The organism is Micromonospora lupini, from assembly GCF_026342015.1.
GTDB lineage: Bacteria > Actinomycetota > Actinomycetes > Mycobacteriales > Micromonosporaceae > Micromonospora > Micromonospora lupini_B.
This window is the reverse complement of record NZ_JAPENL010000002.1, coordinates 1963263-1989422: the sequence shown is the minus strand read 5'-3', so window position 1 is coordinate 1989422 and position 26160 is coordinate 1963263. Positions and strand designations below refer to the sequence as shown.

The 26160-nt window shown below is 72.9% G+C and carries 26 protein-coding genes, 1 pseudogene and 1 riboswitch; of the genes and pseudogenes, 18 read left to right on the top strand and 9 right to left on the bottom strand.

The genetic code is table 11. The features are described 5' to 3' along the window. The first annotated feature begins 20 nt into the window (after positions 1-20). The 13 genes from OOJ91_RS24095 (at position 21) to OOJ91_RS24035 (ending at position 13084) form a co-directional block, all read left to right on the top strand. The gene (locus OOJ91_RS24095; RefSeq protein ID WP_266248393.1) at positions 21-1175 is read left to right on the top strand and encodes a peptidoglycan recognition protein family protein; all 1155 of its coding nucleotides are present in this window, start codon (positions 21-23) and stop codon (positions 1173-1175) included. Between the two features lie 133 nt (positions 1176-1308). Next, on the top strand, positions 1309-2469 hold the full coding sequence (locus OOJ91_RS24090) for an acyl-CoA dehydrogenase family protein (protein ID WP_266248391.1): 1161 nt from the start codon (positions 1309-1311) through the stop codon (positions 2467-2469). Further along, entirely contained in the window at positions 2459-3673 is a 1215-nt protein-coding gene (locus OOJ91_RS24085; RefSeq protein WP_266248389.1) for an acetyl-CoA C-acetyltransferase, read from the top strand. The genes OOJ91_RS24090 and OOJ91_RS24085 overlap by 11 nt, the downstream gene beginning before the upstream one ends. Positions 3674-3690: 17 nt before the next feature. Then, positions 3691-5841: a 3-hydroxyacyl-CoA dehydrogenase NAD-binding domain-containing protein gene (locus OOJ91_RS24080; RefSeq protein ID WP_266248387.1), complete on the top strand. Its 2151-nt coding sequence runs from the start codon at positions 3691-3693 to the stop codon at positions 5839-5841. Positions 5842-5909: 68 nt separating this feature from the next. Further along, positions 5910-7007 (top strand): CaiB/BaiF CoA transferase family protein, encoded by a 1098-nt coding sequence (locus tag OOJ91_RS24075; protein ID WP_266249831.1) that lies wholly within the window; start codon positions 5910-5912, stop codon positions 7005-7007. 89 nt (positions 7008-7096) lie between these two features. Next, positions 7097-7555 (top strand): YbaB/EbfC family nucleoid-associated protein, encoded by a 459-nt coding sequence (locus OOJ91_RS24070; protein WP_266248385.1) that lies wholly within the window; start codon positions 7097-7099, stop codon positions 7553-7555. Between the two features lie 3 nt (positions 7556-7558). Continuing rightward, positions 7559-7900 carry a WXG100 family type VII secretion target gene (locus OOJ91_RS24065; protein ID WP_266248384.1) on the top strand — a complete coding sequence of 114 codons (342 nt, stop codon included), beginning with the start codon at positions 7559-7561 and terminating at the stop codon, positions 7898-7900. Then, a complete protein-coding gene (locus tag OOJ91_RS24060; protein ID WP_266248382.1) occupies positions 7884-8963 on the top strand; it encodes a hypothetical protein in 1080 nt (359 codons plus the stop codon). The genes OOJ91_RS24065 and OOJ91_RS24060 overlap by 17 nt, the downstream gene beginning before the upstream one ends. A 14-nt stretch (positions 8964-8977) precedes the next feature. Beyond that, complete coding sequence (locus OOJ91_RS24055) at positions 8978-9256, top strand: hypothetical protein (protein ID WP_266248380.1); 279 nt, start codon at positions 8978-8980, stop codon at positions 9254-9256. 157 nt (positions 9257-9413) lie between these two features. Further along, positions 9414-10679: a DUF2786 domain-containing protein gene (locus OOJ91_RS24050; RefSeq protein ID WP_266248378.1), complete on the top strand. Its 1266-nt coding sequence runs from the start codon at positions 9414-9416 to the stop codon at positions 10677-10679. 146 nt (positions 10680-10825) lie between these two features. Then, on the top strand, positions 10826-11182 hold the full coding sequence (locus OOJ91_RS24045) for a YciI family protein (RefSeq protein WP_266249829.1): 357 nt from the start codon (positions 10826-10828) through the stop codon (positions 11180-11182). Beyond that, positions 11179-12432 (top strand): RNA polymerase sigma factor, encoded by a 1254-nt coding sequence (locus OOJ91_RS24040; RefSeq protein ID WP_266248377.1) that lies wholly within the window; start codon positions 11179-11181, stop codon positions 12430-12432. The genes OOJ91_RS24045 and OOJ91_RS24040 overlap by 4 nt, the downstream gene beginning before the upstream one ends. A gap of 25 nt (positions 12433-12457) precedes the next feature. Then, positions 12458-13084, top strand: coding sequence for a dihydrofolate reductase family protein (locus OOJ91_RS24035; protein WP_266248375.1), 627 nt, complete (start codon positions 12458-12460; stop codon positions 13082-13084). 61 nt (positions 13085-13145) lie between these two features. Here OOJ91_RS24035 and OOJ91_RS24030 read toward each other — a convergent pair whose 3' ends face one another. From OOJ91_RS24030 to OOJ91_RS24000, 7 genes are all read right to left on the bottom strand, one after another. After that, entirely contained in the window at positions 13146-14654 is a 1509-nt protein-coding gene (locus OOJ91_RS24030) for an alpha/beta hydrolase (protein ID WP_266248373.1), read from the bottom strand. A 125-nt stretch (positions 14655-14779) separates the two neighbouring features. Next, positions 14780-15049, bottom strand: a complete 270-nt coding sequence (locus OOJ91_RS24025; RefSeq protein ID WP_266248371.1) for a hypothetical protein — start codon at positions 15047-15049, stop codon at positions 14780-14782. Next, a complete protein-coding gene (locus OOJ91_RS24020; protein WP_266248370.1) occupies positions 15046-15393 on the bottom strand; it encodes an ArsR/SmtB family transcription factor in 348 nt (115 codons plus the stop codon). The genes OOJ91_RS24025 and OOJ91_RS24020 overlap by 4 nt, the downstream gene beginning before the upstream one ends. A gap of 161 nt (positions 15394-15554) precedes the next feature. Next, entirely contained in the window at positions 15555-15728 is a 174-nt protein-coding gene (locus OOJ91_RS24015) for a CsbD family protein (RefSeq protein ID WP_036410891.1), read from the bottom strand. Between the two features lie 74 nt (positions 15729-15802). Continuing rightward, complete coding sequence (locus OOJ91_RS24010; protein ID WP_266248365.1) at positions 15803-18052, bottom strand: heavy metal translocating P-type ATPase; 2250 nt, start codon at positions 18050-18052, stop codon at positions 15803-15805. Positions 18053-18064: 12 nt separating this feature from the next. Beyond that, positions 18065-19024, bottom strand: a complete 960-nt coding sequence (locus tag OOJ91_RS24005; RefSeq protein WP_266248363.1) for a hypothetical protein — start codon at positions 19022-19024, stop codon at positions 18065-18067. A 14-nt stretch (positions 19025-19038) separates the two neighbouring features. Then, positions 19039-19248: a heavy-metal-associated domain-containing protein gene (locus OOJ91_RS24000; protein ID WP_266248361.1), complete on the bottom strand. Its 210-nt coding sequence runs from the start codon at positions 19246-19248 to the stop codon at positions 19039-19041. Between the two features lie 149 nt (positions 19249-19397). Here OOJ91_RS24000 and OOJ91_RS23995 point away from each other — a divergent pair, with 149 nt between their 5' ends. From OOJ91_RS23995 to OOJ91_RS23985, 3 genes and pseudogenes are all read left to right on the top strand, one after another. Further along, positions 19398-19694, top strand: coding sequence for a metal-sensitive transcriptional regulator (locus OOJ91_RS23995; protein WP_266248359.1), 297 nt, complete (start codon positions 19398-19400; stop codon positions 19692-19694). A gap of 253 nt (positions 19695-19947) precedes the next feature. After that, positions 19948-20378: pseudogene (locus tag OOJ91_RS23990) on the top strand (YibE/F family protein); the annotation flags it as partial. A 316-nt stretch (positions 20379-20694) separates the two neighbouring features. Then, positions 20695-20825: riboswitch (cyclic di-AMP (ydaO/yuaA leader) on the top strand. Between the two features lie 4 nt (positions 20826-20829). Further along, the gene (locus tag OOJ91_RS23985) at positions 20830-21849 is read left to right on the top strand and encodes a coiled-coil domain-containing protein (protein WP_266248358.1); all 1020 of its coding nucleotides are present in this window, start codon (positions 20830-20832) and stop codon (positions 21847-21849) included. 72 nt (positions 21850-21921) lie between these two features. Here OOJ91_RS23985 and OOJ91_RS23980 read toward each other — a convergent pair whose 3' ends face one another. Beyond that, positions 21922-22650, bottom strand: a complete 729-nt coding sequence (locus OOJ91_RS23980) for a carbonic anhydrase (RefSeq protein ID WP_323178557.1) — start codon at positions 22648-22650, stop codon at positions 21922-21924. A gap of 242 nt (positions 22651-22892) precedes the next feature. On the opposite strand from OOJ91_RS23980, the gene OOJ91_RS23975 reads away from it, so the two are divergent. Both OOJ91_RS23975 and mycP read left to right on the top strand, forming a co-directional pair. Next, entirely contained in the window at positions 22893-23222 is a 330-nt protein-coding gene (locus tag OOJ91_RS23975) for a helix-turn-helix transcriptional regulator (RefSeq protein ID WP_266248355.1), read from the top strand. Between the two features lie 140 nt (positions 23223-23362). Next, positions 23363-24598 (top strand): type VII secretion-associated serine protease mycosin, encoded by a 1236-nt coding sequence (mycP, locus tag OOJ91_RS23970; RefSeq protein WP_266248353.1) that lies wholly within the window; start codon positions 23363-23365, stop codon positions 24596-24598. 231 nt (positions 24599-24829) lie between these two features. On the opposite strand, the gene OOJ91_RS23965 is transcribed toward mycP, so the two are convergent. Continuing rightward, positions 24830-26149 carry a WXG100 family type VII secretion target gene (locus OOJ91_RS23965; RefSeq protein ID WP_266248352.1) on the bottom strand — a complete coding sequence of 440 codons (1320 nt, stop codon included), beginning with the start codon at positions 26147-26149 and terminating at the stop codon, positions 24830-24832. Positions 26150-26160: the final 11 nt, after the last annotated feature.

Genomic DNA, 26160 nt, shown 5'->3' with positions numbered 1-26160 from the left:
CTAGCAAAGGGAGCAGAATCGTGGTTTCTCGACGTCGAGTCCTCTCCGGCGCGGCCGGCGCGGCGGTGGGCCTGTCGGCCGCCGGCACGTTCGCCGAGTCCGCGGCGGCAGCGCCGTCCACCGCCAACGAAGTGACGTCGCCCCTGGCCGCCCCGCGCGGCCGCCTGCTGAGCAGGACAGTGGTGACCGCACCGGCCATCCCGTTGACCCACCTGTCCATCAGGCACGGCGGACCCTCTGCGGCGGTGCGCCTCCGGACCGGCAGGGTGTGGAGTGACTGGCTGGAGCTGAACGCGTGCCAGAACGGCCGGGACGGAGGCCGGGCATCGGCCCGCTCCAACGTCGTGGTCGCCAACGGCGCCACGGCGTACGAGGTCCAGGTCGCCGACGGCTCGGATGCCACAGTGGCCGAACTGAACATGGTCGACGGGCCCCGGCGGAAGGTCGCGAATCCGCGAACGAACAGCCTTCCGGTTCCGCGAGGTGGCCGGCCGCCGACGTACCTGCCCCGATCCCGGTGGGGCGCTGACGAGTCGCTCCGCTTCGCCGACGACGGCAGCGAACTGTGGCCGGCCGAGTTCTTCCCGGTGCAGACGCTGACGGTCCACCACAGCGGGGTGTACGAGCACAACGAGGACCCGGATCCGGCCGCGACGGTCCGCGCCATCTACTACGACCAGTGCGTGCTTCAGGAGTTCGGCGACATCGGCTACCACCTGCTGATCGACGAGGCGGGACGGATCTACGAGGGCCGCTACTCCGACCCGGGAGTCCTCCCGGTCTACGGTCCGGGCGTCGGCACCGACGGTCGGCCGCTCATGGTCAACGGTGCGCACGTGGGTGGCTACAACGCCGGCAACATCGGCATCTGCCTGCTGGGCCGGTTCACGTCCCGTCAGCCCAGTGCCGCGGCGCACCGGTCGTTGGTGTTCGTCCTGGCGGGCCTCGCCGCCGCGGGTCGGCTCGCCCCCGGCGCGCAGACCAATTACGTCAACCCGGCCAGTGGGGCGAGCGGCAGGGTCGACGTCATCTCCGGCCACCGGGACTGGGCGACCATCGGGGCCGATCCGACCGAGTGCCCCGGCGACGCCTTCCACCCCTACCTCGGCGCTCTCCGCCAGGAGGTCGCGGTGATGCTGTCGCAGTTCCCGACTCCGCCGAAGCACACGCGATAGTCGGCTTGGTCCACGCCAGATCGGCGATCTGGGCGTTTCCGATCGCCCGGATACCGCCACATCGCCGATCTGGTGTGGGCCCCCCGACGCACTCTTATTGACAGGTCGCCAACAGGGCGCGAGGGTGGTGCACATGCCGACGCCCGACGGTCCCCCCTCGCCCTGGCGCGAACCTGAGCACGACGACCTCGCCGACCTGGCCCGCACCTTCTTCACCAAGGAGGTCCTGCCGCACGCCGAGCGTCTGCTGGCGCAGGGCCACCCGGACCGCGAGCACTACCTGCGCGCCGGTGAGCTGGGGTTGCTCGGCCTGTCGGTCCCCGAGGAGTACGGCGGCGGGGGCGGCGGCTTCACCCACGAGGCAGTGATGCTGCACGAGCAGGCGTACACCGGGGAGAGCAGTCTCGGGCTGGCCGTCCACAGTGGCATCGTCACCGGCTATCTCGTCGCGTACGGCAGCGAGGAGCAGAAGCGACGGTGGCTGCCCGGCCTGTGCAGCGGTGAGCTGGTCGGCGCGATCGCGATGACCGAGCCCGACGGCGGCTCGGACCTCCAGGCGATGCGTACGCGGGCGGTCCGCGACGGCGACGACTACCTGGTCACCGGCGCGAAGACCTTCATCACCAACGGCGGCCTGGCCGACCTGATTCTCGTGGCCGTCAAGACCGACCCCGAGCAGCGGGCGGCAGGCGTCTCGCTGCTGGTGTGCGAGGTGGGCGGCGATCCGGAGGGCTTCCGCCGGGGCCGCCTGCTGTCCAAGATCGGACTGCACGCCAACGACACCGCCGAGCTGTTCTTCGACGGGTTCCGGGTGCCGGCGGCCAACCTGCTCGGCGGCGCCGAGGGGCTGGGCTTCATCCAGCTCATGCAGCAACTCCCGCAGGAGCGGCTGGTCATCGGCGTCGGCGCGGTGGCCGCGATGGAACGCGCCGTCGCGCTTACCGTCGCGTACGCCAAGGAGCGCTCCGCCTTCGGCAAGACCCTGATGGGGCACCAGAACACCCGGATGGTGCTCGCCGAGTGCGCCACCCGCACCCGGGTCAGCCGGGTCTTCCTGGACGACTGCATCGTCAGGCACACACGTGGCGACCTGGACGTGGCCACGGCCGCGATGGCGAAGTCGTGGCTGACCGACGGGCAGTGCGAGGTCATCGACAGGTGCCTGCAACTGTTCGGCGGCTACGGCTACACGACTGAGTATCCGATCGCCCGGATGTACGCCGACGCCCGCGTCCAGAAGATCTACGGCGGCACCAACGAGATCATGAAGGAGCTGATCGCCCGTGCCCTCTGAGGCGTACGTCTATGACGCGGTCCGCACCCCGCGCGGACGCGGCCGGGACACCGGCGCGCTGCACGGGGTCAAGCCGATCTCGCTTGTCGTCGGCCTGATCGACGCGTTGCGCGAGCGCAACCCCGGCCTGGACGTGGGCCGGTTGGAGGACCTGTTGCTCGGCATCGTCACCCCGGTCGGCGAGCAGGGCGGTGATCTGGCGCGGGCCGCCGCGCTGCTGGCCGGGCTGCCCGACCAGGTCGGCGGGGTGCAGCTCAACCGGTTCTGCGCCTCCGGACTGGAGGCGGTCAACTCCGCGGCCGCGCGGATCCGCTCCGGCTGGGAACACCTGCTGCTCGCCGGTGGGGTGGAGTCGATGTCCCGGGTACCGATGGGCGCCGACGGCGCGGCCTGGGCCACCGACCCGCAGACCGCGCTTGCCACGTCGTTCGTGCCGCAGGGCGTCAGCGCCGACCTGATCGCCACCCTGGAGGGCTTCACCCGCGACGACGTGGACGGCTACGCCCTGCGGTCGCAGGAGCGGGCCGCCAAGGCAATGGCCGGTGGGCACTTCGCCCGCTCGGTGGTGCCGGTCCGCGACGGCAACGGGCTGGACATCCTCACCGTCGACGAGCACCCCCGCCCGGAGACCACCCGGGAGGTGCTGGCCCGGCTCACCCCGTCCTTCGCCACCATGGGCGAGGCGGCCGGGTTCGACGCGGTCGCGTTGCAGAAGTTCCACTGGCTGGAGGCCATCGAGCACGTCCACCACGCCGGCAACTCGTCGGGCATCGTGGACGGCGCGGCGCTGGTGCTGATCGGCTCGGAGCAGGTCGGGCAGGCCCTCGGCCTCACCCCGCGCGCCCGGATCGTCGGGGCGGCCGTCACCGGCGCCGATCCGACGCTGATGCTCACCGGCCCGATCCCCGCCACCCACAAGGCGCTCGCCGTCGCGGGGCTGACAGTCGACGACATCGACCTGTTCGAGATCAACGAGGCGTTCGCGGCAGTGGTCCTCAAGTACGTCCGCGACCTGCGCCTCGACCCGGACCGCGTGAACGTCAACGGCGGCGCGATCGCCCTCGGCCACCCGCTGGGCGCGACCGGAGCCATGTTGCTCGGCACGGCGTTGGACGAGTTGGAGCGCCGCGATCTGCGCCGCGCCCTCGTGACCCTCTGCATCGGCGGCGGCATGGGCGTCGCCACAGTTCTCGAGCGCTGCTGACCCGGGGGAAGAGACACATGACCACCACCATCCGGTACGACCGCGGCGACGACGGCATCGTCACTCTCACCCTTGACGACCCCGACCAGACCGCCAACACCATGAACCGGGCGTACGCCGCGTCGATGAGCGCCGTGCTGGACCGGCTGGAGGCCGAGCGCGATCTCGTCGGCGTCATCGTGACAAGCGCGAAGTCCACGTTCTTCGCAGGCGGGGACCTGCCCGAGATGATCAGGGCCACCCGCGCCGACGCGCCCGCCCTCGCCGAACTGCTGGGCACCATCAAGCGGGACCTACGCCGCCTGGAGACGCTTGGCAGACCCGTCGTCGCGGCGGTCAACGGCTCGGCGCTCGGCGGCGGCCTGGAGATCGCCCTCGCCTGCCACCACCGGATCGCGCTTGACGCGCCCGACTCGCGGCTCGGGCTGCCCGAGGTGACCCTGGGCCTGCTGCCCGGGGCGGGCGGCGTCACCCGGACGGTACGGATGCTCGGCCTGGCCGGAGCCCTGACCACTGTGCTGCTCACCGGTCGGCGGATGGGCCCGGCCGACGCCCTGGCCGCCGGCATCGTGGACGAGGTCGTCGCCACGCCCACCGAAATGCTTGATCACGCACGGGCCTGGATCGCGGCGAACCCGCACCCGGCCCAGCCGTGGGACCGGCCGGACTATCGGATGCCCGGTGGCACCCCGGCCAGCCGCACGCTTGCCGCGCAGTTACCCGCCTTCCCCGCGACACTGCGCAAGCAGCTCAAGGGCGCGCGGCTGCCCGCGCCGGAGGCGATCCTGGCCACCGCCGTCGAGGGCGCCCAGGTCGACCTGGACACCGCGTTGACCGTGGAGACCCGACACCTGATCGGCCTGCTCACCGGCCAGGTCGCCAAGAACATGATCGGCGCGTTCTTCTTCGACCTGAAGGCAGTCAACGGTGGTGCGGCCCGACCCGCAGATGTGCACGCCCCGGAGGTGCGGAAGGTGGCGGTGCTCGGCGCGGGCATGATGGGCGCGGGCATCGCGTACGCCTGTGCCAGCGCCGGCCTCGACGTGGTGGTGAAAGACGTGTCGCCGGAGGCCGCCGGGCGGGCCCGGGAGCACGCCGAACGGCTGCTGGCACGCCGGGTCCGCAAGGGCCGCGCCACGGAGGCCGACGCCCGCGCGGTGCTGGACCGGATCACCACCACCGACCAGGTGGACGCGCTCGCCGGCTGCGACGCGGTCATCGAGGCGGTGTTCGAGGACCCGGCGCTGAAGAAGGCGGTCTTCGCCGAGGTGCTGCCGGTGCTCGCGCCGGGCGCGCTGCTCGCCTCCAACACCTCCACCCTGCCGATCACCGCGCTGGCCACCGGCGTGGACCGACCGGCCGACTTCATCGGCATGCACTTCTTCTCCCCGGTGGACCGGATGCCGCTGCTGGAGATCGTGGTGGGCGAGCGGACCGGGGACGCGGCCCTGGCGCGCGCCTTCGACCTGGGCCGGCGGATCGGCAAGACCCCTATCGTGGTCAACGACGGCCGGGGCTTCTTCACCAGCCGGGTGATCGGCAGGTTCATCGACGAGGCGGTCGGCATGGTCGCCGAGGGCGTACCGGCCGCGTCGGTCGAGCAGGCCGCTCTTCAGGCCGGCTACCCGACCGGGCCTCTCGCGCTGGCCGACGAGGTGAGCCTCACCCTGATCCAGCGGATCCGCCGCCAGTTCGAGGCGGCCAGCGAGGAGTACCTGCCGCTGCCCGCGCACCGGCTCGTCGACGAGCTTGTCGACGCGTACGACAGGCCGGGGCGTGCGGCCGGACGCGGCTTCTACTCCTACGACGAGGGCACCCGGGGCCGGCTGTGGACCGGCCTCGCCGACCTGGTCACCGACGCCGGCCGGGCGGTGCCGTTCACCGACCTCCAGGAGCGAATGCTCTTCGCCGAGGCGCTCGACGCGTTGCGCTGCCTCGACGAGGGGGTGCTGCGCACCGAGACCGACGCCAACATCGGCTCGATCTTCGGCATCGGCTTCCCCGCCTGGACGGGCGGCGTGATCCGCTACGTCCGGCAGTACGCGGGCGGCCCGGCCGGCTTCGCGGCCCGCGCCGCCGAACTGGCCGAGGTGTACGGCGACCGGTTCACACCGCCCACCGACCTGGCCGGCAGGCTCTCCACCCGTACCGCCGCAGGCGTCGCGTGACGGCGGCCTGGCCTGCCCCCGACGACAAGGCAGCCGGCAAGCGGGGTGGGGAGGCGCGGGGCGGGCCGCTGGCCGGGGTGCGGGTCGTCGAGTTGGCAAGTCTCGCGCCGGCCCCGTTCGGCTGCATGGTGCTCGCCGACCTCGGGGCGGACGTGGTGCGCGTCGACCGGCCGGGCGGCCCGGGAGCCGGGCGACTGGCCGCGCCTACCGGTGGGCCGTTGCAGCGGAGCCGCCGGATCACCGCGCTGGACCTGAAGTCACCGGCCGGCGTGGCAGATCTGCTGCGCCTGGTCGCGCGGGCGGACGTGCTCGTCGAGGCGTACCGGCCGGGGGTCGCCGAACGGCTCGGCTTCGGCCCGGGCGTCTGCCGGGACCACAACCCCCGCCTCGTGTACGCGCGGATGACCGGCTGGGGCCAGGACGGCCCGCTGGCGTCTCGGGCCGGCCACGACATCGACTACATCGCGGTCGCCGGGGCGCTGGAGCCCCTGGGCCGACCCGGCGCCCGCCCACACGCGCCGCTGAACCTGATCGGTGACTTCGCCGGCGGGGGCATGGTGCTTGCCGTGGGGGTCCTGGCGGCACTGCTGGAACGGGAACGCTCGGGCGTCGGCCAGGTCGTCGACGCCGCCATGGTGGACGGATCGGCGCTGCTCACCTCGTTCCTGCACGGGCTGCTGGGCACCGGCCTGTGGGCCGCCTCGCGCGGGCGGAACCTGCTCGACGGAGGAGCACCCTTCTACGACACGTACGCCACCGCCGACGGCGGTTTCATGGCCGTCGGGGCGCTGGAACCGGCCTTCTACGCCGTGCTGCTGGCCGGTCTCGGCCTGGCCGACGAGCCGGACCTGCCCGACCAGTACGACCCGAGCGGCTGGGACGAGCTGCGCAGGCGGTTCACCGAGCGGTTCGCCGAGCGCACCCGGGACGAGTGGACTGCGGTCTTCGCGGACCTGGACGCCTGCGTCGCCCCCGTGCTCACACCGGGCGAGGCGCACCGACACCCGCACAACGCGGCTCGGGGGACGTTCGTCGAGGTCAACGGCGAGATCCAGCCGGCCCCGGCGCCCCGCTTCGACCGTACGCCAACGGGCCCGCCCGCCCCGGCGCCCGATCCGGGGCGTGACGTCGCGCCGGTCGAGGAGATCCTCGCCTCCTGGGACTGATCCACGGCGGACCCCGCGGGGCACCCGAACGGGTGTCGCGTTGGTACCGTCGTGCACCGACTGTCGACTGCGGACGTGGGGGGACGAGCATGGCGAGCGGGATTGATCCGTCCGGCCTGAGCGGCTCGCTCGAAGAGGCGATGCGCCTGCTGAGCCAGGCATCGGGTGCCGTCACGGCTCAGCCGGGTGAGGCCGACGGGCAGCACGACCAGCAGGTGCCGGACGCCGAGCAGATGGTGGGGCGGGGCACCGGCGGTGACGGTCTCGTGGAGGCGGAGGTCGGCGCCTTCGGCGCGCTGCGGACGCTGGTGATCGACCCGAGCCTGTCCCGGGCCGGCACGACCACGATCGCCGAGTACGTCCTGGAGGCGGTCAAGGCGGCGCAGGCCGACGAGCGCGCCCGCCGCGCCGACCTGACGGCCGCGGCCCAGGTCGACAGCACGGCCCTCACCCAGCAGCTCGAACGGGTCTCGCAGGAGGCGTTCCGCGGCTTCCAACAGATGATCGGTGACCTGGACGCGGCCACCCGCCGGATGAATCGTCGCTGAGCCATGTCGGACGGGATTGAGGTGGACGTCGACGCCCTGCACTCGGCCGCGGCGTCGATCGGGACGACCGGCCAGCAGCTCGGCGAGGCGGTGAGCGGCCTCGAGTCGACTGTCAACGGGGCGGGTAGTCCCTGGGGCGCCGACGAGGCGGGGTCGCTCTTCGGGGCGGTGTACGTCGAGGTCCTGACGCATGCGCTCGACGTGTACCGGTCGATGGCCGACCAGTTGTTGGAGGCCGCCGAGAACCTCGACCTCGGTGCCGACGCGCACGAGGCGACAGACCTCGCCAACGCGGAACTCTTCACGAGGATGGAGCTGCCCAGTGGGTATGCAGCTTCCTCCTGAGCTTGCCGAGGCGCTGGGCTGGGTCGGCTTCACCTGGCCGACGGCCGACGAGGAGTTGCTGTTCGAGGCGTCCCAGATGTGGTTCGCGTTCGCCGGCCGGCTGCGGACGTCGGTCGGGGAGGCGCAGGCGGGCGCTGCGCAGGTCGGCACGACCAACCGCGGCGACGACATCCGGGCGTTCGAGCAGGCGTGGCAGGACGAGGAGGGTGCGCCGCGCCGCATGGAGGACGGCGCGCAGGCGGCCGAACTGATCGGCATGGCGTTGCTGGTGATGGCGATCATCACCCTGACGCAGAAGATCATCGTGATCGTCCAGCTGACGATCCTGGTGATCCAGGTGGCGATCGCGTTGGCGGCGGCGGCACCCAGCTTCGGCGCCTCGCTGGCCCAGATCCCCGTATCGATCGGCCTGGCCCGGATGGCGATCCAGCGGGTGATCAAGGAGGTCATCGAGCGGGTCGTCAAGGAGATCATTCCGCAGTTGTTGAAGCGCGCGAAGACGCTGCTGCGCCGCTTCGCCCGCAAGGGGGCGAAACGGGGTGGCCCGAAGGGGCCCCGCGTGCCCGGCCCGCACACCACCCCGCGCTACCCCAACACGAAGAAGATGCTCGACAAGTACCGCAACGAGCATCTACCCGGGGGGCACTTCCCGACTGCCGTGCGCCGGCTCAGTCCCGAGGAGCTGGAACAGCACCGGGTCTTCTTCGACAGCGACGGCGTGCTGCGCAGCGCGCGCAACGGCGAACCGTTCGACACGGCGAGCGCGCAGACCGTGTTCAGCGGAAACGGTCAGGCGATCTTCGTGATGGACCGCAACGGCAACATGTACGCGTCCAACTACCAGAGGGTCGGCGACTTCCACCACTCCACTCTGGGCAACGGGAACCCGGTCGCCGCGGCCGGCGAGCTTGTCGTCAAGGACGGTAGGGTCCAGTACGCCACGGCGCGCAGCGGCCATTACCAGCCCGACCCGAGCCACATGGCCAACCTCGACGCCGAGTTCAAACGCAACGGCGTCAACGGGGTTCCGATTCTGGGCTGGGATGGCGGCCGGATCTTCTAGGGGAGTCGACGAGCATGGGTACGGACAGTTGGAAGGGCCACGTCAACGGGATCCTCTACGGGGTCCAGTTCGACAGGGCGCTCGACGATTCGGTGGTGACCCGGGTCGCCGACGGGGTGGCCGGCGGGCTCTACCCGGGTGGCCGGGCCGAGACGCGGGAGGCGCTGGACCAGGCGCTGCTCTACTCGGGCCCGCTGAACGACCAGGCGGAGACGCACCACAGCGAGGACGACATCCGCGCGTTCTTCCGGCGGCTCTCCGCCGCGCTGGCCGCCCCGTCCGCGCAGAGCTGAGCAGAGCTGATCACGAGGTTCGCGGCACGGCAGCGCCCTGTCGTGACGCGAGCCCGCCGATCGCGCGGGGTGACCGCCTGCGGTAATACCACAAGGGTCCCCGTTTCGCGACTTCCGCACGACCACCGGCATGATCATGGAGCCTGGAAGGGCGACCATGGAGGAGGTGCCTGTGCCGGACGCGGACGAACTCGTCGCCGACGCGCTCGCGGCGGTGCGCGGCACCGACGTACGACAGACCGAACGGCAGCTGGACCGGCTGATGGTCGGCACCGGCGCGGCGGACGGCAACACGGCGGTGGACGCGGCCCTGCGGCGTCGGCTGGTCCGTGGCCTCGGGCAGCTCTGGCCGCGCGGTTGGCAGCCTGTCGACGTGCACCGGATCACCGGGCGGCGGCTCGACGCCCGGGCGGCCCGGCTGGTCCGGGACGCGCTGGCCGCCCAGCGACACGAGCAGGCCGGGCCGGTCCCCGACTGGTGGGACGACCAGCTACGCGGGCTGACCGCCGAGGGCCGGGACGACTACCGCGACCTGCTGGCCGCCTGGACCGCCGCGGAGGGGTTGGACCGGGTCGACGCGCTCCGCGCCGCGGTCGACGTACTCGCGCTTGTGGAGAGCCTGCCACCGATCGCGGTGCTCCGCCCGCCACCAGGCTCGACAGGTGCGGCCGTCCCCCGCGTGGCCGGTTCGGCCCGCAGCGGATCGCCGATGCTGGACCGGGTACGCGCGCTGCTCGCGAAGGCCGAGTCGACAACCTTCCCGGCCGAGGCCGAGGCGCTGACCGGGAAGGCGCAGGAGCTGATCGCGAGGCACAGCATCGACGAGGCGCTGCTGGCCGCCGGGGCGGAGCGCGGCGACCTGCCGGGTGGGGTGCGGCTGGGCACCGAGACCCCGTACGCGGGTGCGAAGGCGCTGCTGGTGCAGGAGGTGGCGGCGGCGAACCGGTGCGAGGCGGTGTGGTCCGACGATCTCGGTTTCACCACCGTGCTGGGGTGGCCGGCGGACCTCGTGGCGGTGGAGCTGCTCTACACCTCGCTGCTGGTACAGGCCACCGCCGCGATGCTGCGCGGGCGCACCGAGCGCCGGCCGGGGTCGGGCCGGCGGACGAAGGTGTGGGACGAGTCCTTCCTCAACGCGTTCGCGCTGCGGATCGGTGAACGACTGCGCGCGGCCACCGAGTCGGCGGACCAGGCGGCCGTCGAGTCGGCGGGGTCGGAGCGGTTGCTGCCGGTGCTCGCCGCGCGCGGCGAGGCGGTCCAGGAGCGGCTGGGCACCCTCTTCCCGGGCGTCACCCGACACCGGCTGAGCGTCCGCGACGCCGAGGGCTGGTCGTCCGGCACCTCGGCCGCCGACCGGGCCGCGCTCGACGTCGCCGGTGGGCGGCAGCCCCGCCAGGTGCCCGGCCGACCGGACCGGCGCTGATCAGCCCGGCGTGGGACCACCGCCGGGGAAGATTTTCTGCGATTTTCTTCGGTACCGGTAGGGAACGGGGTGTCGACTCCGACCCTCCGGTGAGCCGCGCCCCGACCGGGGGCGGCCAGTAACCGAGGAGCGTCGCCGTGAAGTACATGCTGCTGATCTGGAACCGGCCCGGCTTCACCGAGGGGCTGACCGAGGAGGACCGCAACGCCCTGTTCGGCGAGGTCGACGACATCATGAAGGAGCTGACCGAGACCGGCGAGCTGGTTGACGGCCAGGCGCTTGCCGATCCGGCCCAGACACAGACGGTCCGCCGCGTCAACGGCGACACCGAGATCGTCGACGGGCCGTTCATGGAGAGCAAGGAACAGTTCGCCGGCTACCTGACCGTCGACTGCGACAGCCCGCAGCGGGCCGCCGAGATCGCCGCCCGCTGGCCGGACGTGCGCTACGGCGGCGCGATGGAGGTCCGGCCGATCATGGAGCAGGCCGGGACGGAGATGTGACCGAGGACCGGACGGTCGAGGACCTGCTGCGCACGCTCGCGCCGCAGGTCCTCGGCCTGCTGGTCCGCAGGCACGGCCAGTTCGACAGGTGCGAGGACGCGGTGCAGGAGGCGTTGCTCGCGGCCGCGACGCAGTGGCCCGGGCAGGGCGTACCGGACAACCCGCGCGCCTGGTTGCTCACCGTGGCCACCCGCCGGCTCACCGACGAGTGGCGCAGCGAGAGCGCCCGCCGCGACCGGGAGGTGGCGGTGGCGCGGCGCGAGCCGGCGTACGCCCAGGTCGCCCCGGCGGCGGACGCCCCGCCTGCGGTGGCGGACGCCGACGACACTCTCACCCTGCTCTTCCTCTGCTGCCATCCGGCGCTCGCCCCCTCGGCACAGGTAGCGCTCACCCTGCGCGCGGTCGGCGGGCTCAGCACCGCCCAGATCGCCCGGGCGCACCTGCTGCCCGAGGCGACGATGAGCCAGCGGATCCGGCGGGCCAAGCAGCGGATCGAGGCCGCCGGGGCCCGGTTCCTGCTGCCCGGGCCGGGTGAGCGCGGCGAGCGGCTGCGGACGGTGCTCCGGGTGCTCTACCTGATCTTCAACGAGGGGTACACCGCGTCCAGCGGGCCGGACCTGCGACGGGCCGAGCTGACCGGCGAGGCGATCCGGCTGGCCCGCGTCCTGCACGGGCTGCTGCCCGACGACGGTGAGGTGACCGGGCTGCTGGCGCTGATGCTGCTGACCGACGCGCACCGGGCGGCCCGGGTCGGCGAGGACGGCGAGTTGGTGCCGCTGACCGAGCAGGACCGCACCCGCTGGGACGCCGACGCCATCGCGGAGGGAGTCGTCCTGGTCACCGAGGCGCTCACCTGGTCGCCGCCCGGCCCGTACCAGCTCCAGGCGGCAATCGCTGCGGTGCACGCCGAGGCGCCGACGGCGGCCGAGACGGACTGGCCGCAGATCGTGGCGCTCTACCGGCTGCTGGCCCGGATCGCCCCGAACCCGATGGTCACGCTCAACCAGGCGGTGGCGGTGGCCATGGTGAACGGGCCACGGGCCGGGCTCGCCCTGCTCACCGCCCTGGACGCCGACGGGCGTACGGCCGGACACCACCGGCTCGCCGCGGTCCGGGGGCATCTGCTGGAACTGGCCGGCGACTCCGGCGCGGCGCGGGAGGCGTACCTGGCGGCGGCACGCGGCACCACGAGCCTGCCCGAGCAGCGGTACCTGGAGCGGAGAGCCGCCCGACTGGCGGGACAACGATGAGAGACGGGAGTCGAAGGACATGGGCATGGTGCGAAGTCAGCTGTCGATCTCACTCGACGGATACGTGGCGGGGCCGGAGCAGAGTCAGCAGGATCCGCTGGGCCGGGGAGGCATGCGGTTGCACGAGTGGGTCTTCGGCCTGGACACCTGGCGGGCACAGCACGGGTTGACCGGCGGTGAGCGGGGCGTCGACGCGGACGTCGTCGAGGAGATGACCCGGGACATCGGGGCGTACGTGCTGGGTCGGCGGATGTTCGGTGGCGGGGACGGCGACTGGGACGAGAGCTGGCAGGGCTGGTGGGGCGACGACCCGCCGTTCCACACGCCGGTGTTCGTGCTCAGCCACCACCCCCGGGAGCCACTTGTGATGCGGGGTGGCACCGAGTTCCGTTTCGTCACCGACGGGATCGACTCGGCGCTGCGGCAGGCCCGCGAGGCGGCGGGCGACCGCGATGTGGCGATCGGCGGCGGGGCGAGCACGGTTCGGCAGTACCTTGCCGCCGGGCTGGTCGACACGCTGCAACTGCACCTCGTGCCGATCATCCTCGGCGCCGGCGAGCGACTCCTCGACGGCATCGCGCCACGTCTGGAGCAGGTGTCGGTGGTGGCCGGGCCGACAGTCGCGCACCTGACCTATCGGGTCCTGCGCTGATCGACGCTGTGCCGTTGCCGGCCGCCGGGCGGATCTGACCGTCCGACGGCCGGCAGCTCGGTCACACGTCGGGGTCGACTGCCGGGCAGCGGGTGCCCAGGGGCGGCACCACCTGGTCGATCAGGTAGGCGTCGACGGTCGGCCCCACGCACGGGCTCGTGGTGTAACTGCCGTGCCCCCAACCCTCGTAGGTCAGCAGCACGCCGTGCCGGCCCAACTGCCGCGCCACGTTCGTGGCCCAGTTGTACCCGCTGGCCGGGTCGTGCACGGTGGCCGCGATCAGCAGCGGCACGTCGGTACGGACGCGCAGGCGGTGCTGCGGATCGGCGACCGGCGTCGGCGTGCCCAGGCAGGTCACGAGGGCGAACACCGCCGTCGGGTACCGCAGGTCAGGTGCGAGCCGGGCCATCCGGCGCAGGTGTCCGGCGTACTCGCGGTAGTCGCGGACGGGCAGGCTCCAGTCCTGGCAGAAGACCGCGAAGGGGTACGGGGCCACGGCGTCGCCGGTCGACGCGCCGGTCGTCCGTGCGGCGCTCGGGGCGGTCGTCTGTGCGGCGCTCGGGGCGGTCGTCTGTGCGGCCAGCTGGCCGATCCACTCGGCCAGCCCCGGCCACCACCGCGTCTCGTAGAGATCCCGATGTGTGAGCCGGGTCAGCTCGAACGGGGTCAGCACCACCCCGCCCCGTTTCGGGTCGGTCAGCGCCCCGCGCTCGGCCCGCGCGCGCAGCCTCTCCCAGATCGCCCGGAAATCCTGCCCGTGCAGGGCGCACACGCTGGACCTGTCGCACCAGGCGACGAACTCGTCGAACGCGTCCTCCGAGGTGACGGCCTGGGTGTCCAGAAGCGCTCGGGTGCCGAGGCTGTGGTCCATGGCGCCCTCCAGCACCATGGCCCGGACCCTCTCCGGGAACAGCTCCGCGTAGCGCTCACCGAGCAGGGTGCCGTACGAGCTGCCGTGGAAGGTCAACTGCCGCTCGCCGAGCGCGGCCCGGATCGCGTCGAGGTCGCGGGCGGCACTTGTGGTGTCGACGTGGTCGTAGAGGGGCCCGGTGCGGGCGCGGCAGTCGGCCGGCAGCAGCACGTTGCCGGCCAGCGTGGCGTCGAACTGGGCCTGGTCGGCGATCAACTGCGGTTGCCGGGCGAGCAGGTCCCGTGCGCAGAGCACCGGGTTGCTGCCGCCGGTGCCGCGCGGGTCGAAGCTGACGATGTCGAACCGGCGGCGCAGGTCGGCGCTGAACCGGGAGCTGCCGTTCACCACCCGGTCGACCCCGCTGTCGCCCGGCCCGCCGGGACCGAAGACAAGCGCGCCCTCCCGGGTGGCCGGGTTGGCGACCCGGCGGGCCAACGCCAGGTCGAAGCGCTCGCCACGGGGTCGGTTCCAGTCCACGGGCAGCGACAGGGTGCCGCACTCGGCGCTGGCGTCGGTGGCGCAGGGCCGCCACGTGATCGTCGGGGCGGGCCGCGCAGCGGGCTGTGCTCGGGCGGCGGCCGGACTCGCCGGGGTCAGGCCGGCGGCCGTGAGGGCCAGGGCGACCGCCCAGCCGACTGCGGATTTGCGTACGCGCAGCATGAGGTGTTGTCCTCTCCTCGAAGGAGCGTTGCCTGTGAAACTCGCCCAGCGGGCGAGGTGATGCTGCTTCCACCCGGGCCGTCGAGTGGCCGCTCGACGGCCCGGGGCCTTCGTCCGGGGCGGGGTCAGTCGACGTCGCGCAGGACGCGTTCGAGCGTGGTCATGCGGGTCTCCATCCCGCCCAGCCGCCCGTCCATCGCGGCGAGCAGGCGGGCGTTCTCCGCCTGGGACTGGGCGGCCGTCTCGGCGATCCGGCGGTAGTCGTCCGCGCGGGCCGCCTCGTACCGGGCCCGCCGGGTCTTGGCGAACTGCACGACGGTCACCGTGACCACGCTGATCAGGAAACCGAAGATGCCGATCGCCCCGACCACCTCGGTCCAGTCGTGCTCGCTCATCGGTCCGCTCCGGACTGCTCGGCCGAGTCGGGCACGGTAAGCGTCTGGACCGCCGCCGCGATGACCTCGGGGGTGAGTGTGAGCACGAACGGCTCCACCTCGTAGTAGTTCATGGCCTTCCCGTCCTCCGACAACTCCAGGCGGGCGGTGACCAGCCCGGCCGCCGCCAGCTTCCGTAGGTGGACCTGCAACAGCGCCCGGCTGATGCCCAGTTGCCGGGCCAGCCCGCTGACATAGGCACGCTCGCGGGCCAGCGCGGCGACGACCCGCAGCCGGTGCGGGTTGGCCAGGGTGGCAAGCACCCGGACCAGGTCGTCGCCGGTCGGCGGTGGAGCGGCACTCATAACCAGCCCTTGCACATGCCAACAGAAGTTAGCAGGTAATGCCGCGCCGCGGTGCGGTCGGAGAGCGGGATCAGGGGGATCTCAGGGTCACAGGCGAGGCCGGACACGCAGAACGCCGGGCCGGTGAAGATCACCGGCCCGGCGTTCGGAAATGTCGTACGTCAGCTCTTGAAGGCGTCCTTGATCTTCTCGCCGGCCTGCTTGAGCTTGGCCGTGGACTGGTCAGCGCGACCCTCGGCCTCGAGCTGCTCGTTGTCGGTGGCCCGACCGGCGCCTTCCTTCAGCTTGCCGGTCGCGTCCTCGGTGGCGTTGTTGATCTTGTCGTCGAATCCCATAGCCAACCTCCATTGCAAGCGTCTCTACGACACCAGAGGTACCCCCGCCGTCGCCGGTCCAACCATCGCCGTCGTCACATTCCGCGATCGGTGGCCGAACGGAACCGCCGCAGCCGCAGACTGTTGGCCACCACGAAGACCGACGACAGCGCCATCGTGGCACCGGCGATCATGGGGTTGAGCAGCCCGGCGGCTGCCAGCGGCAGGGCCGCCACGTTGTAGCCGAAGGCCCAGAAAAGGTTGCCCCGGATGATCCCCAAGGTGCGCCGGGACAGCCGGATGGCGTCCACCGCCGCGTCCAGGTCGCCCCGGACGAGTGTGAGATCGGACGCCTCGATGGCCACGTCGGCGCCGGTACCCATGGCCAGGCCCAGGTCGGCCTGGGCCAGCGCCGGGGCGTCGTTCACCCCGTCCCCCACCATCGCCACCGACCGCCCCTGCGCCTGCAGCCGCCGGACGACGTCGACCTTGCCCGCGGGCAGCACCTCGGCGATCACCTCGTCGATGCCCACCTCGGCGGCGACCGCCCCGGCCACGGTGGAGTTGTCCCCGGTCAGCAGGACCGGGGTGAGCCCGAGCGCGCGCAGCCGGGCCACTGCCGTCCGGCTGGTGGGCCGGACCACGTCGGCGACCGCGAGCACGCCCCGCGCCCGTCCGTCCCAGCCGGCGACGATCGCCGTACGCCCGGCGGCCTCCGCGTCACGCACGGCCAGGTCGACCTCCGGCGGTACGTCGAAACCGCGCTCCCGCAGCAGCCGGGACCGGCCGACCAGCACGGCCCGCCCGTCGACGGCGCCGGTGACGCCAAGCCCTTCGAGGTTGGCGAAGCCTGTCACCGGAGGCAGCGCTCCGGCCTCGGCGGCGCCCGCGGCGACGGCCCGGGCGATCGGGTGCTCGGAGGCGGCCTCCACGGCCCCGGCGAGCCGGAGCAGCTCGTCGCGGGCCGCGCCGCTCGCCGGCACGGCGTCCACAAACGTCATGCGGCCGGTCGTCACGGTGCCGGTCTTGTCCAGCACGACGGTGTCGACGCGTCGTGTCGACTCCAGCACCTCCGGTCCCTTGATCAGCACGCCGAGCTGGGCGCCGCGACCGGTGCCGACCAGCAGCGCGGTAGGCGTGGCCAGACCGAGAGCACACGGGCAGGCGATGATCAGCACGGCCACGGCGGCGGTGAACGCGGCGGTCGGCCCGGCGCCGGTGCCGAGCCACCAGCCGAGGGTGCCCACCGCGAGGGTGATGACGATCGGCACGAAGACGCCGGAGATCCGGTCGGCGAGCCGCTGCACGGCGGCCTTGCCGCTCTGCGCCTGCTCGACGAGGTCGGCCATCCGGGCGAGCTGGGTGTCGCCGCCGACCCGGGTGGCGGTGACGACCAGCCGGCCGCCCGCGTTGATCGTGGCGCCGACCACGCCGTCGCCCGGCCCGACCTCGACAGGCACCGACTCGCCGGTCAGCATGCTTGCATCGACGGCTGAGGTGCCCTCGTCGACCACCCCGTCGGTGGCGATCTTCTCGCCGGGGCGGACCACGAACCGGTCACCGACGGCGAGCCGGTCCACCGGGATCCGCGTCTCCACCCCGTCGCGCAGCACCGCCACGTCCCGGGCGCCCAGTTCGAGGAGGGCGCGCAGCGCCGCCCCCGCGGTCCGCTTGGACCGGGCCTCGAAGTAGCGGCCCGCCAGGATGAACACCGTCACCCCCGCGGCCGCCTCCAGGTAGATGGTGCCGGCGCCGTCGCCACGGCTGATGTCGAAACGGAACGGGTGCGTCATCCCGGGCATCCCGGCGTCACCGAGGAAGAGCGCCCAGAGCGACCAGCCGAACGCGGCCAGGGTGCCCAGCGAGACCAGGGTGTCCATGGTCGCGGCGCCGTGCCGCAGGTTGGTCCAGGCGGCCCGGTGGAACGGCAGCCCGCCCCAGACCACCACCGGGGCCGTGAGGGTGAGCGACAGCCACTGCCAGTAGTCGAACTGCCACGGCGGCACCATGGCCAGCAGGACCACCGGCACGCTGAGCGCCACCGACACCCACAGACGGGTACGCGGACCCCGCAGCGGGTCGACCGGCTGCTCGGTCGCCGGTGGGGCCGGCAGGGCCGCCGTGTAGCCGGTCTTCTCCACAGTGCCGATCAGGTCGTCCGGGGTGACACCGTCGGCGTACCGGACGGTGGCCTTCTCGGTGGCGTAGTTGACGGTGGCGCTCACCCCGTCCATCCGGTTCAGCTTCTTCTCGATCCGGGCGGCACAGGCGGCGCAGGTCATCCCCCCGATGGCAAGCTCGATCCGGTTCGGCGCCTCGGGCAGTGGTCTGCTGGTGGTGGTCATCGTCTGGTCCCGTCAGTTGTGCCCGTGGCCGGGGGTGCCGTGCTCGGCGCTGCCGGTCGGGGCCGGTCCACGCGGGGTGGGGTCGCCGCTCCCGGTCGCGGCAGCGTCGGCGACGACAGTGAACTCGGCGGTGTGCACCCGACCGCCGTGCCGGAAGTCGAGGTAGAGCCGGTAGCTGCCGGCCGACGGCACCTCGGCGAGGAAGGTCACTTCCGGCCCCGGCCGGGTGCGCCCGTCGCCTGGTGTTCCGTCCGGGTGTACGTGCAGGTACGCCAGATCGCCCCGGCGCAGCGCCACCAGGTGCCCGTACGCCCCCAGGTAGGGCTCCAGGTCGGTGACCGGCTGCCCGTCGCGGCTGACGGTCAGGGTGAGTGACGAGGTGCGGCCGGGCTGTGGCACTCCGGCCAGGGTGACTGTGTAGCCGTCGACAGTGGTGCTGGTCGCCGGGGCGGGCAGCGGCCGTTCGGTCAGCTCACCGGGGACTGTCACGTCCACCCCGAGGGTCAGCGGCTCGCCCCCGGTGGGTGTGAAGTCGGCGAACGCCCGCCACTGCCCGGGGCCGGCCAGCGGGGTGTCGACCCGCCAGGTGCCGTCCGGGGCCAGCTCGGGGTGCACGTGGCGGAAGCCGGACAGGTCCCGGCGGGCGACGATCAGGTGCATCAGCTTGTCGTGCGCCACGTCGTACCTGGTCACCGGGCGGCCGGCCGGTCCAGCGATCCGGAAGGCGAACTCGCCGACCGGGGCGGCCACCGGAACGAGTGTGTAGCCCCGGTCGGAGACGAGCAGGCCGCCGGGAAGCCTGTCGGTCACCTCGTCGTGCGCGGCGGGGCCCGGGGTGTGGGCAGCGGCGCCGTCGGGTCGGCTGTGGGCGGCCGGGTCGGCCGGGTCGACCACCCGGCCGATCCCGTACGCCGCTCCGAAGACCGCCGCGAGACCGAGGGCGAACCCGCCCAGTCTGGTCACCGTGTTCATCCCGGGCCTCCCGCTCACGCCTCGACGAGGTCGTAACCGGCCTCGTCGACCGCGGCCCGGACGGACTCGGTGGCCACGGGCTGGTCGCTGGTGACGGTGACCCGACCGGTGGCGAGATCCACCTGCACGTCGCGCACCCCGGTGATGGCGCCCACCTCGGCGCTGACCGCGCTGACGCAGTGCCCGCAGGTCATGCCCCGCACCTCGTACGTCGTGTCGACCATCGAACCTCTCCCTTCGCCAGACCCGAGCCTATACCCCCCAGGGGTAATGCTCGGGCGGACTCCTGCGCTGCCTCGTACCGGTACCCGGTGGGGGTATCCCACACGACGGACGTTACCATACCCCCCAGGGGTACGCTATCCTCGTCGCCATGACCACACCCACGCCGATCCGCGGGTACACCGCCAGCAAGGACCAACTGCTCGCGCGGCTCCGTCGCGTCGAGGGGCAGGTCCGGGGCATCGAGAAGATGGTCGACGAGGACCGCTACTGCATCGACGTGCTCACCCAGATCTCCGCGATCCAGGCCGCACTCGACAAGGTGGCCCTGGGCCTGCTCGACGGGCACGCCCGGCACTGCATGCACGAGGGGGCGGCCGAGGGCCGGGCCGACGAGATGGCCACCGAGATGATGGCGGCCGTCGGTCGACTCATGAAGCGGGGCTGAGCCGACAGACGAGTCCGGCTCCCGACGTGACTACCATCTCCGACGATGGCTCACCGGACCCCGCCACGCAGTCCGGCACCGGCACCGCCACGGCGCGGCGCCGGCACCTACCCGCCGGGCCGACCGGTCACTGTCCGTGACCGTTGGGTAGTCAACCAGCCATCCGATGCGCTCGTCACCGCGTTCGTCAGGCGGAGGTGAACCGCCTGGCCCGTCGGCACGTACCCCGCACCGGATCGTTGGGAGTCTCGCATTGGGTTCCGACCACAGCCGTTCCGCTCGTCCCGCCCCGCCCCGGGTACGACGGATCCTCGTCGCGACGGTGGTGCCGCTCTTCGTGGCCACCGTCGTCGCCGTGGTGCTCTGGCCACGGGACGGGGTGCCGCAGGCCGGCGGTGGCACCGACGCGCCGCGCCACCACGGCCGGTGGCCCGTGTGGTGACCGAACCCTGCCCACCGTCGGCCGACCCGGAGGGCACGCCGGCCACCGGACCGTGCGGAACCGTGGACGTACGGATCGAGGACGGGCGCAGCTCAGGCCAGCAGGTGCGGACGCCCGTTCCCGCCGGGCCCGGCGCGCCGCGGGTCGAGGTCGGCGACGAGGTCGTCCTGGTCGCGCTGACCGACCCGACCGATCCCGCCGTCAACAGCGGGAACATCGCCGAGCACCAGCGCGGCACGCCGCCCCCGCGCGGACCGGACGGAGGCACTGGCCGCCCTCAGCTCCCCGCCAACGGGTCGGCCCGACGGGCTCGACCGCGAGCGGAGCACACCCCATCCACCGCCACCGACAGGTGGCCAGAGCCGAACAGGAGCACGGATACGGCATGGTGACACTCCTCAGCGTGACCGGATCGGGCACCCGCCCTGAGAACCGCGTCACTGGTCACTCAACGCCATGGCGAAATGACGCTTTTAGTCGGCATCAGGACGTAGCTCAGGCGGTGGACTCTCGGGTAACCTCGCTGCCGGTCACCGACGAAGGCGCGCAGCGGCGCCTGCGGTGCCACCGCCCAATCGCCAACCGGCGAGCCGGGGACCCAGGTATGTGGGGTGAATCCGCGTCAGCGGTAGGGGCCACTTCCGCCCCGAACCCGTCAGCTAACCCGGTCGGCGGTCGACGGAAGGGAACATTGTGACGGCACCCCTACGCCGCTGGTTGACACCCGTGGTGGCCGTGCTCGCCGCGCTGACCGTGTTCGCCGGACCCCTCCCGGCCCACGCCGCCCCGACGACCCCCACACCGTCCGGGCACGAGCAGGAGGACGAGCCCAAGCTGCTCGACGACGTGATCGAGCAGACCAACCGGGACTACGTGGCGGCCAAGTCCAAGCTGGACAAGTCCAAGAAGCGGCAGCTCGAGCTGGCGCTGGAGGTCGACCGGGCCAAGGCCGACCTGGCGGCGCTGGAACCGCAGGTCGCGCAGATCGCCGCCCAGTCGTACCGGACCGGACGGATCGGCGCGATCGCGATGCTGCTGGAGAGCGACGCCCCGGACTCGTTCGTCCGACGGGCCGCGGCGCTCGACGAGATGAACATGGTCAACGAGAAGAAGCTCGCCGAGGTCAACGCGGTAAAGGCCCGCGCGGAGCAGGCCAAGCTGGCCCTCGACGCGGAGGTCCGCGAGCAGCAGAAGCAGACCGCCCTGATGGCGAAGGACAAGCGCGACGCGGAGAAGTCGCTCGCACTGGTCGGTGGTCAGGGTTTCACCGGCGGCCTGGTGGACGCCACCTCCCCTGTCGCCCGGATCGGCCCGGGTCGCACCGCCGACGGTGACTGGAAGCCGCAGTCGTGCAGCGAGAAGGACCCCACCACCTCCGGTTGCGTCACGCCGCGCACCCTGCACGCCTACAAGGAGGTCAAGCGGGCCGGGTTCAACCGGTTCGTCGGCTGCCACCGCAACGGTGGCCCGTACGAGCACCCGAAGGGCCGCGCCTGTGACTGGTCGTTGCAGAAGAGCGGCTTCAGCCCGTGGCACAACAACGACACCCGCATGTACGGCAACAACGTCGCCGCGTTCCTCATCCGCAACGCCGACCGCCTCGGCATCTACTACGTGATCTGGAACCGGCAGATCTGGTTCCCGGCGACCGGCTGGAAGTCGTACAGCGGGCCGTCGAACCACACCGACCACGTGCACATGTCGCTGCTCTGACCCGGCAGTCAGGAGTCCGAGGGCCGTCCCGCATCCGGCGGGGCGGCCCTCGTCGTGTCCGGCGGCGGAGCGTCAGGCGGCGGCGGAAGCTGCCGGGTCGTCCGAGGCGCCGGGCGCGTCGAACGTCGCAGCACCCGACGGTACGGGGGTCACCGGGCGCACCACACCGGCGGCGAGCCGGTACGACATGCCCACCACCGCACACCGCCCCTGCGCCACCTCGTCCGCCAGCACGGGCGACTGCGCGAGCAGCGTTTCGACTGTCTGCGCGATGTGGATGTCGACGATGCCGTCGATGTCGGCGACGCCCTCGGCCGTGGCCCGCCGCAGGCTGGGCAGCACCGCGTCGACCACCGCGGGAAGGTGCCCGGGAGGCGCGATGCCGGTGGCGGCGGCCTCGCGGGCGGCCTGCACGGCGCCGCACGAGTCGTGGCCGAGCACCACCACAAGCGGGGTGCCGAGCACGGTCACCGCGTACTCCACGCTGCCCAGCACCTCCGGGCCGGCGGTGTGCCCGGCCGTGCGGACGACGAAGAGATCACCAAGCCCCCGATCGAAGATGATCTCGGCGGCCAACCGGGAGTCGGAGCAGCCCACGATCACCGCGAACGGGTGCTGCCCGTCGGCCACGGCGGCCCGGTGCCCGGCGTCCTGGTTGGGATGGCGCGGCGCTCCGCCGACGAAGCGGCGGTTGCCGGCGGCCAGCTCGGCGAAGGCTCGGGCCGGCTCGGTAGACATCGGCGCTCGATCGGCGGCCCGCTGCGGGCCCGGCTGCGCGCCAGGCGTACCGGGACGGCTCATTACCGCACCTCGTCTCTAGGCGTTTGACCTGCTCAACAGGCTTTTCAGCCGGGCCGGCGGTGGGCGCTGGCTCGGGCTCCACGGTCACACGCACCGCAAGATGCGTCAAGGTATGCGTGATTTAGATTTCATACGTAGAACCCGAAACGATCTCGGCCACCGGGGCCGGCCGGCCGGTCGGCACCTGGCTCGACACACCGGCGGCATAGGGTGGGGCGGACAACCGGAGAGGCGGCGCCACGATGGCGAGCGCGGCGACGGCCGGAGGCGGCCGGAACTGGACGTTCCTGACCAACCATGGGCATGTGCTGCTGGCCATCGCTCGCGACCCCACCGCTCGACTACGTGACGTGGCGGCCGAGGTGGGCGTCACCGAACGGGCCGCCCAGGCCATCGTCGCCGACCTGGAGGCCGGCGGTTACCTGCACCGCACCCGGGTGGGCCGCCGCAACGAGTACACCCTGAACCCGGCCGGCCGGTTCCGGCACCCCGCCGAGGCCGACCGCCAGGTCGGTGCCCTCCTCGCGCTCTTCGCCGACGCACCCGTCGACGACGTCACGTCCCGACCCTGACCGCGACCTCGCGGCAGCGCTGAACGTCGACGGCCGTGCCGGCCCCGAACGGCGTCCCCGTTCCCCGCCGGAGTGGCGTCCCCCGCCATAGCGGCGTCGGTGGGCCGCTGCCCGGCGCGGCGCAGCGGTAATCTCTGCGGGTGCGCGAATGCCTGCCGCCGAGCGCGACCGAGCCGTCCCGCCGTGCCGTCCGAGCCGTCCTCAGTGGAACGCTTGCGGCCCTGCTCGGCGCCGCCCTGGTGGTCCCCTCCACCCCGGCGGTCGCGGCGGCGCCCACCTGCGGCCCGGCCGGCGAGGACGGCCTGGTCCAGATGCCGTGGGCACTGCGCAGGGTGGATCCGGCCGCGGCGTGGCCGCTCTCCCGGGGAGCCGGGGTGACGGTTGCGGTCATCGACTCCGGAGTCTCCGCAATCCACCCGGCCCTGAAGGGTCAGGTGCTCGAGGGGCGCGACTTCAACAACCTGCCGGCCAACCGGGGTCAGTGCGACCTGGCCGGCCACGGCACGATGGTCGCCGGCATCATCGCCGGCAAGGATGGCACCGGGGTGCCGTTCAGCGGTGTCGCCCCGGCGGCGCGCATCCTTCCCATCCGGGTCCTGCCGGACGCCAAGGGCACCAACGACGAGGCGCTGCCCGGGCAGATCGCCGCAGCCATCGACTGGGCTGTCGACAACGGCGCCGACGTGATCAACCTGTCCCTGGTGACCCTGCCCCGCCCCGAACTGGCACGGGCCGTCGAACGCGCCCTCGCCAAGCGGGTGGTGCTGGTCGCCGCCGCCGGCAACCGGCAGGAGACCCAGGAGGACAGGCCCGCCTACCCGGCGGCGTACCCCGGGGTGATCGCCGTCGGTGGCGTGGACGAGCAGGGCGGGCACGTGGGCACCTCGGTCAGCGGCACCTTCGTCGACGTCGCCGCACCGGGACTGAACATCGTCGGCCCGGCGCCGGGTGGATCCGGCTACCGCGCCGAGCCGACGGGCGGCACCAGCTTCGCCGCCGCGTACGTCTCAGGGGTGGCGGCGCTGGTTCGGGCCGCCTACCCGGATCTCACCCCGGAGCAGGTCGGCGACCGGCTGGAGCGGACGGCGGACAACCCGCCGCAGGGGCGCAACGCCGAAGTCGGCTACGGCGTGGTCAACCCGTACCGGGCGGTGTCGAGCCTGCTGGGCGCCCGCACCAACCCGCCGGTCGGCAGGCTCGCCGCACCCGCCCCTCCCGTCGACCCGCTGAGCTGGCAGCGCACAGTCGCGATCTGGGCCGCCGCGGTGGGAGCCCTGCTCGCCGTACTGCTGCTGATCACACGCCCGATCATGGCGCGCGGCCGCCGACGCGGCTGGCGCCCGGGCCGCCGTACCGACGAACCGGTCACCGGCTGACCGCCGGCGCGCGCCCACGGCGACGGCCCACAGCACCAGGCTGATTCACGGCGCGGACACGCGACACGGCCCGGGCCGGCAGCACGGCGCTGACCCGACGCACGGCCCTGCCGGGTGGCCCGGCGATGCGGCCGTGGCGCGGCGGGTGCGGCCGTGGCGCGGCGGGTGCGGCCGTGGAATGCGCCACGGCGCTGCTGCTCGCGAACCGCAGCAGCGCCGTGGCGCGAAAGCTCAGCGCAGGATGCCGGAGGTGCCGCCGCCGTCCGCGCCCCACACGTCCTCGTCCTCCTCCAGCCAGGTGTTGCGGGCGGTGTCCTCCTCGCCGTAGCCGGCGCCGCCGCCCGCCCCGGCCACGCCACCGGCGCCCCGAGCACCCGCACCCCGGCCGGCACCCGCCGCGCCGCGCCCGGCGCCGCCCCGGCCGGCGCCGCCGCCACCGGCGGCGCCACCCATGCCGGGGGCCATGCCGCCGCCCAGCTTGCCGCCGGCACCGAGTCGACCACCGGCGCCCCGGCCACCGCCGCGACCGGCACCCGCCGCGCCGCCACCCATCATCGGGCCCATGCCCGGGGAGACCGCCCGGCCGAGCGCGCCGCCACCCGCGAGTGCGCCGGCGCTGCCCGCGCCGCCGCCGCTGCCGAGACCACCGGACGAGCCCAGGCCGCCGCCGCCTCCGAGGCCGGAGCCAAGGCCGGGCGAACCGCCGCCGCCCGCACCCGCGAGGCCGCTGCTGAACTCGTCGCCCGCGCCGCCGACGCCCGGGACGCCACCGGTGCCCGGATAGTTACCCGTGCCCGAGTCGTACCCGCCGGAGAGATCCGGGTGGGCGCCTGAGCCGCTGGGCAGGTTGCCGGTGTCCGGCATGGCGGTGGCACCGATCGAGGGCTTCGCACCCAGGTCGCCGGCGGATGGACCGCCGCCGAGCTTCGGCACTCCACCGCCCCCGCCCCCACCGCCACCACCATTGTCCAATTTGGGAATCTGGTTGGTCGGGTCACCCGTGCCGATGTTTCCGGCCTCACCCGGGTGGCCGGGCGCGAGGGCCTGGTAGTCGTCGCTCACCTGCTGGAAGACCCTGGCGGCGTCCTCGGACTGGTCGTTGATCCAGTCGGCGATCGCGGTCACCGGGTCGAACCAGCCCAGGAAGTCCGGCGAGACCTTCGCCTCGAAGAAGCCGACCCCGAGGGTCAGCTTGGCGTTGCGCGCCTCCAGGACGTCGTTGACGCAGGTCGCCGGGATCGGGAAGTCCCGCTGGGCCACGGTGAGCTTGTCGGCGGCGTCCTTGAGCGACTGGACGATGCCGTTGCCCTTCTCCGTGTCCGCCACGATCTGCCCGGTGTCCTTGGAGATCTGCTCGACGTGACCCTTGAACGCCTCGTACGCCGGGCCCTTCCAGGTCGTACCCAGGTCCTTGATGTTGGTGTCGAGGCTCTGCTTGACGTTGTTCAGATTCTTGATCAGCTGTTCCCAGCCGAGGGCGGCGCTTGTCACGTCCCCCGGCCGGCCGTCGATGACGACCTTCTGGCACATCTCTTCCCAGCTCAGGCCCATCTGCCGTCCTC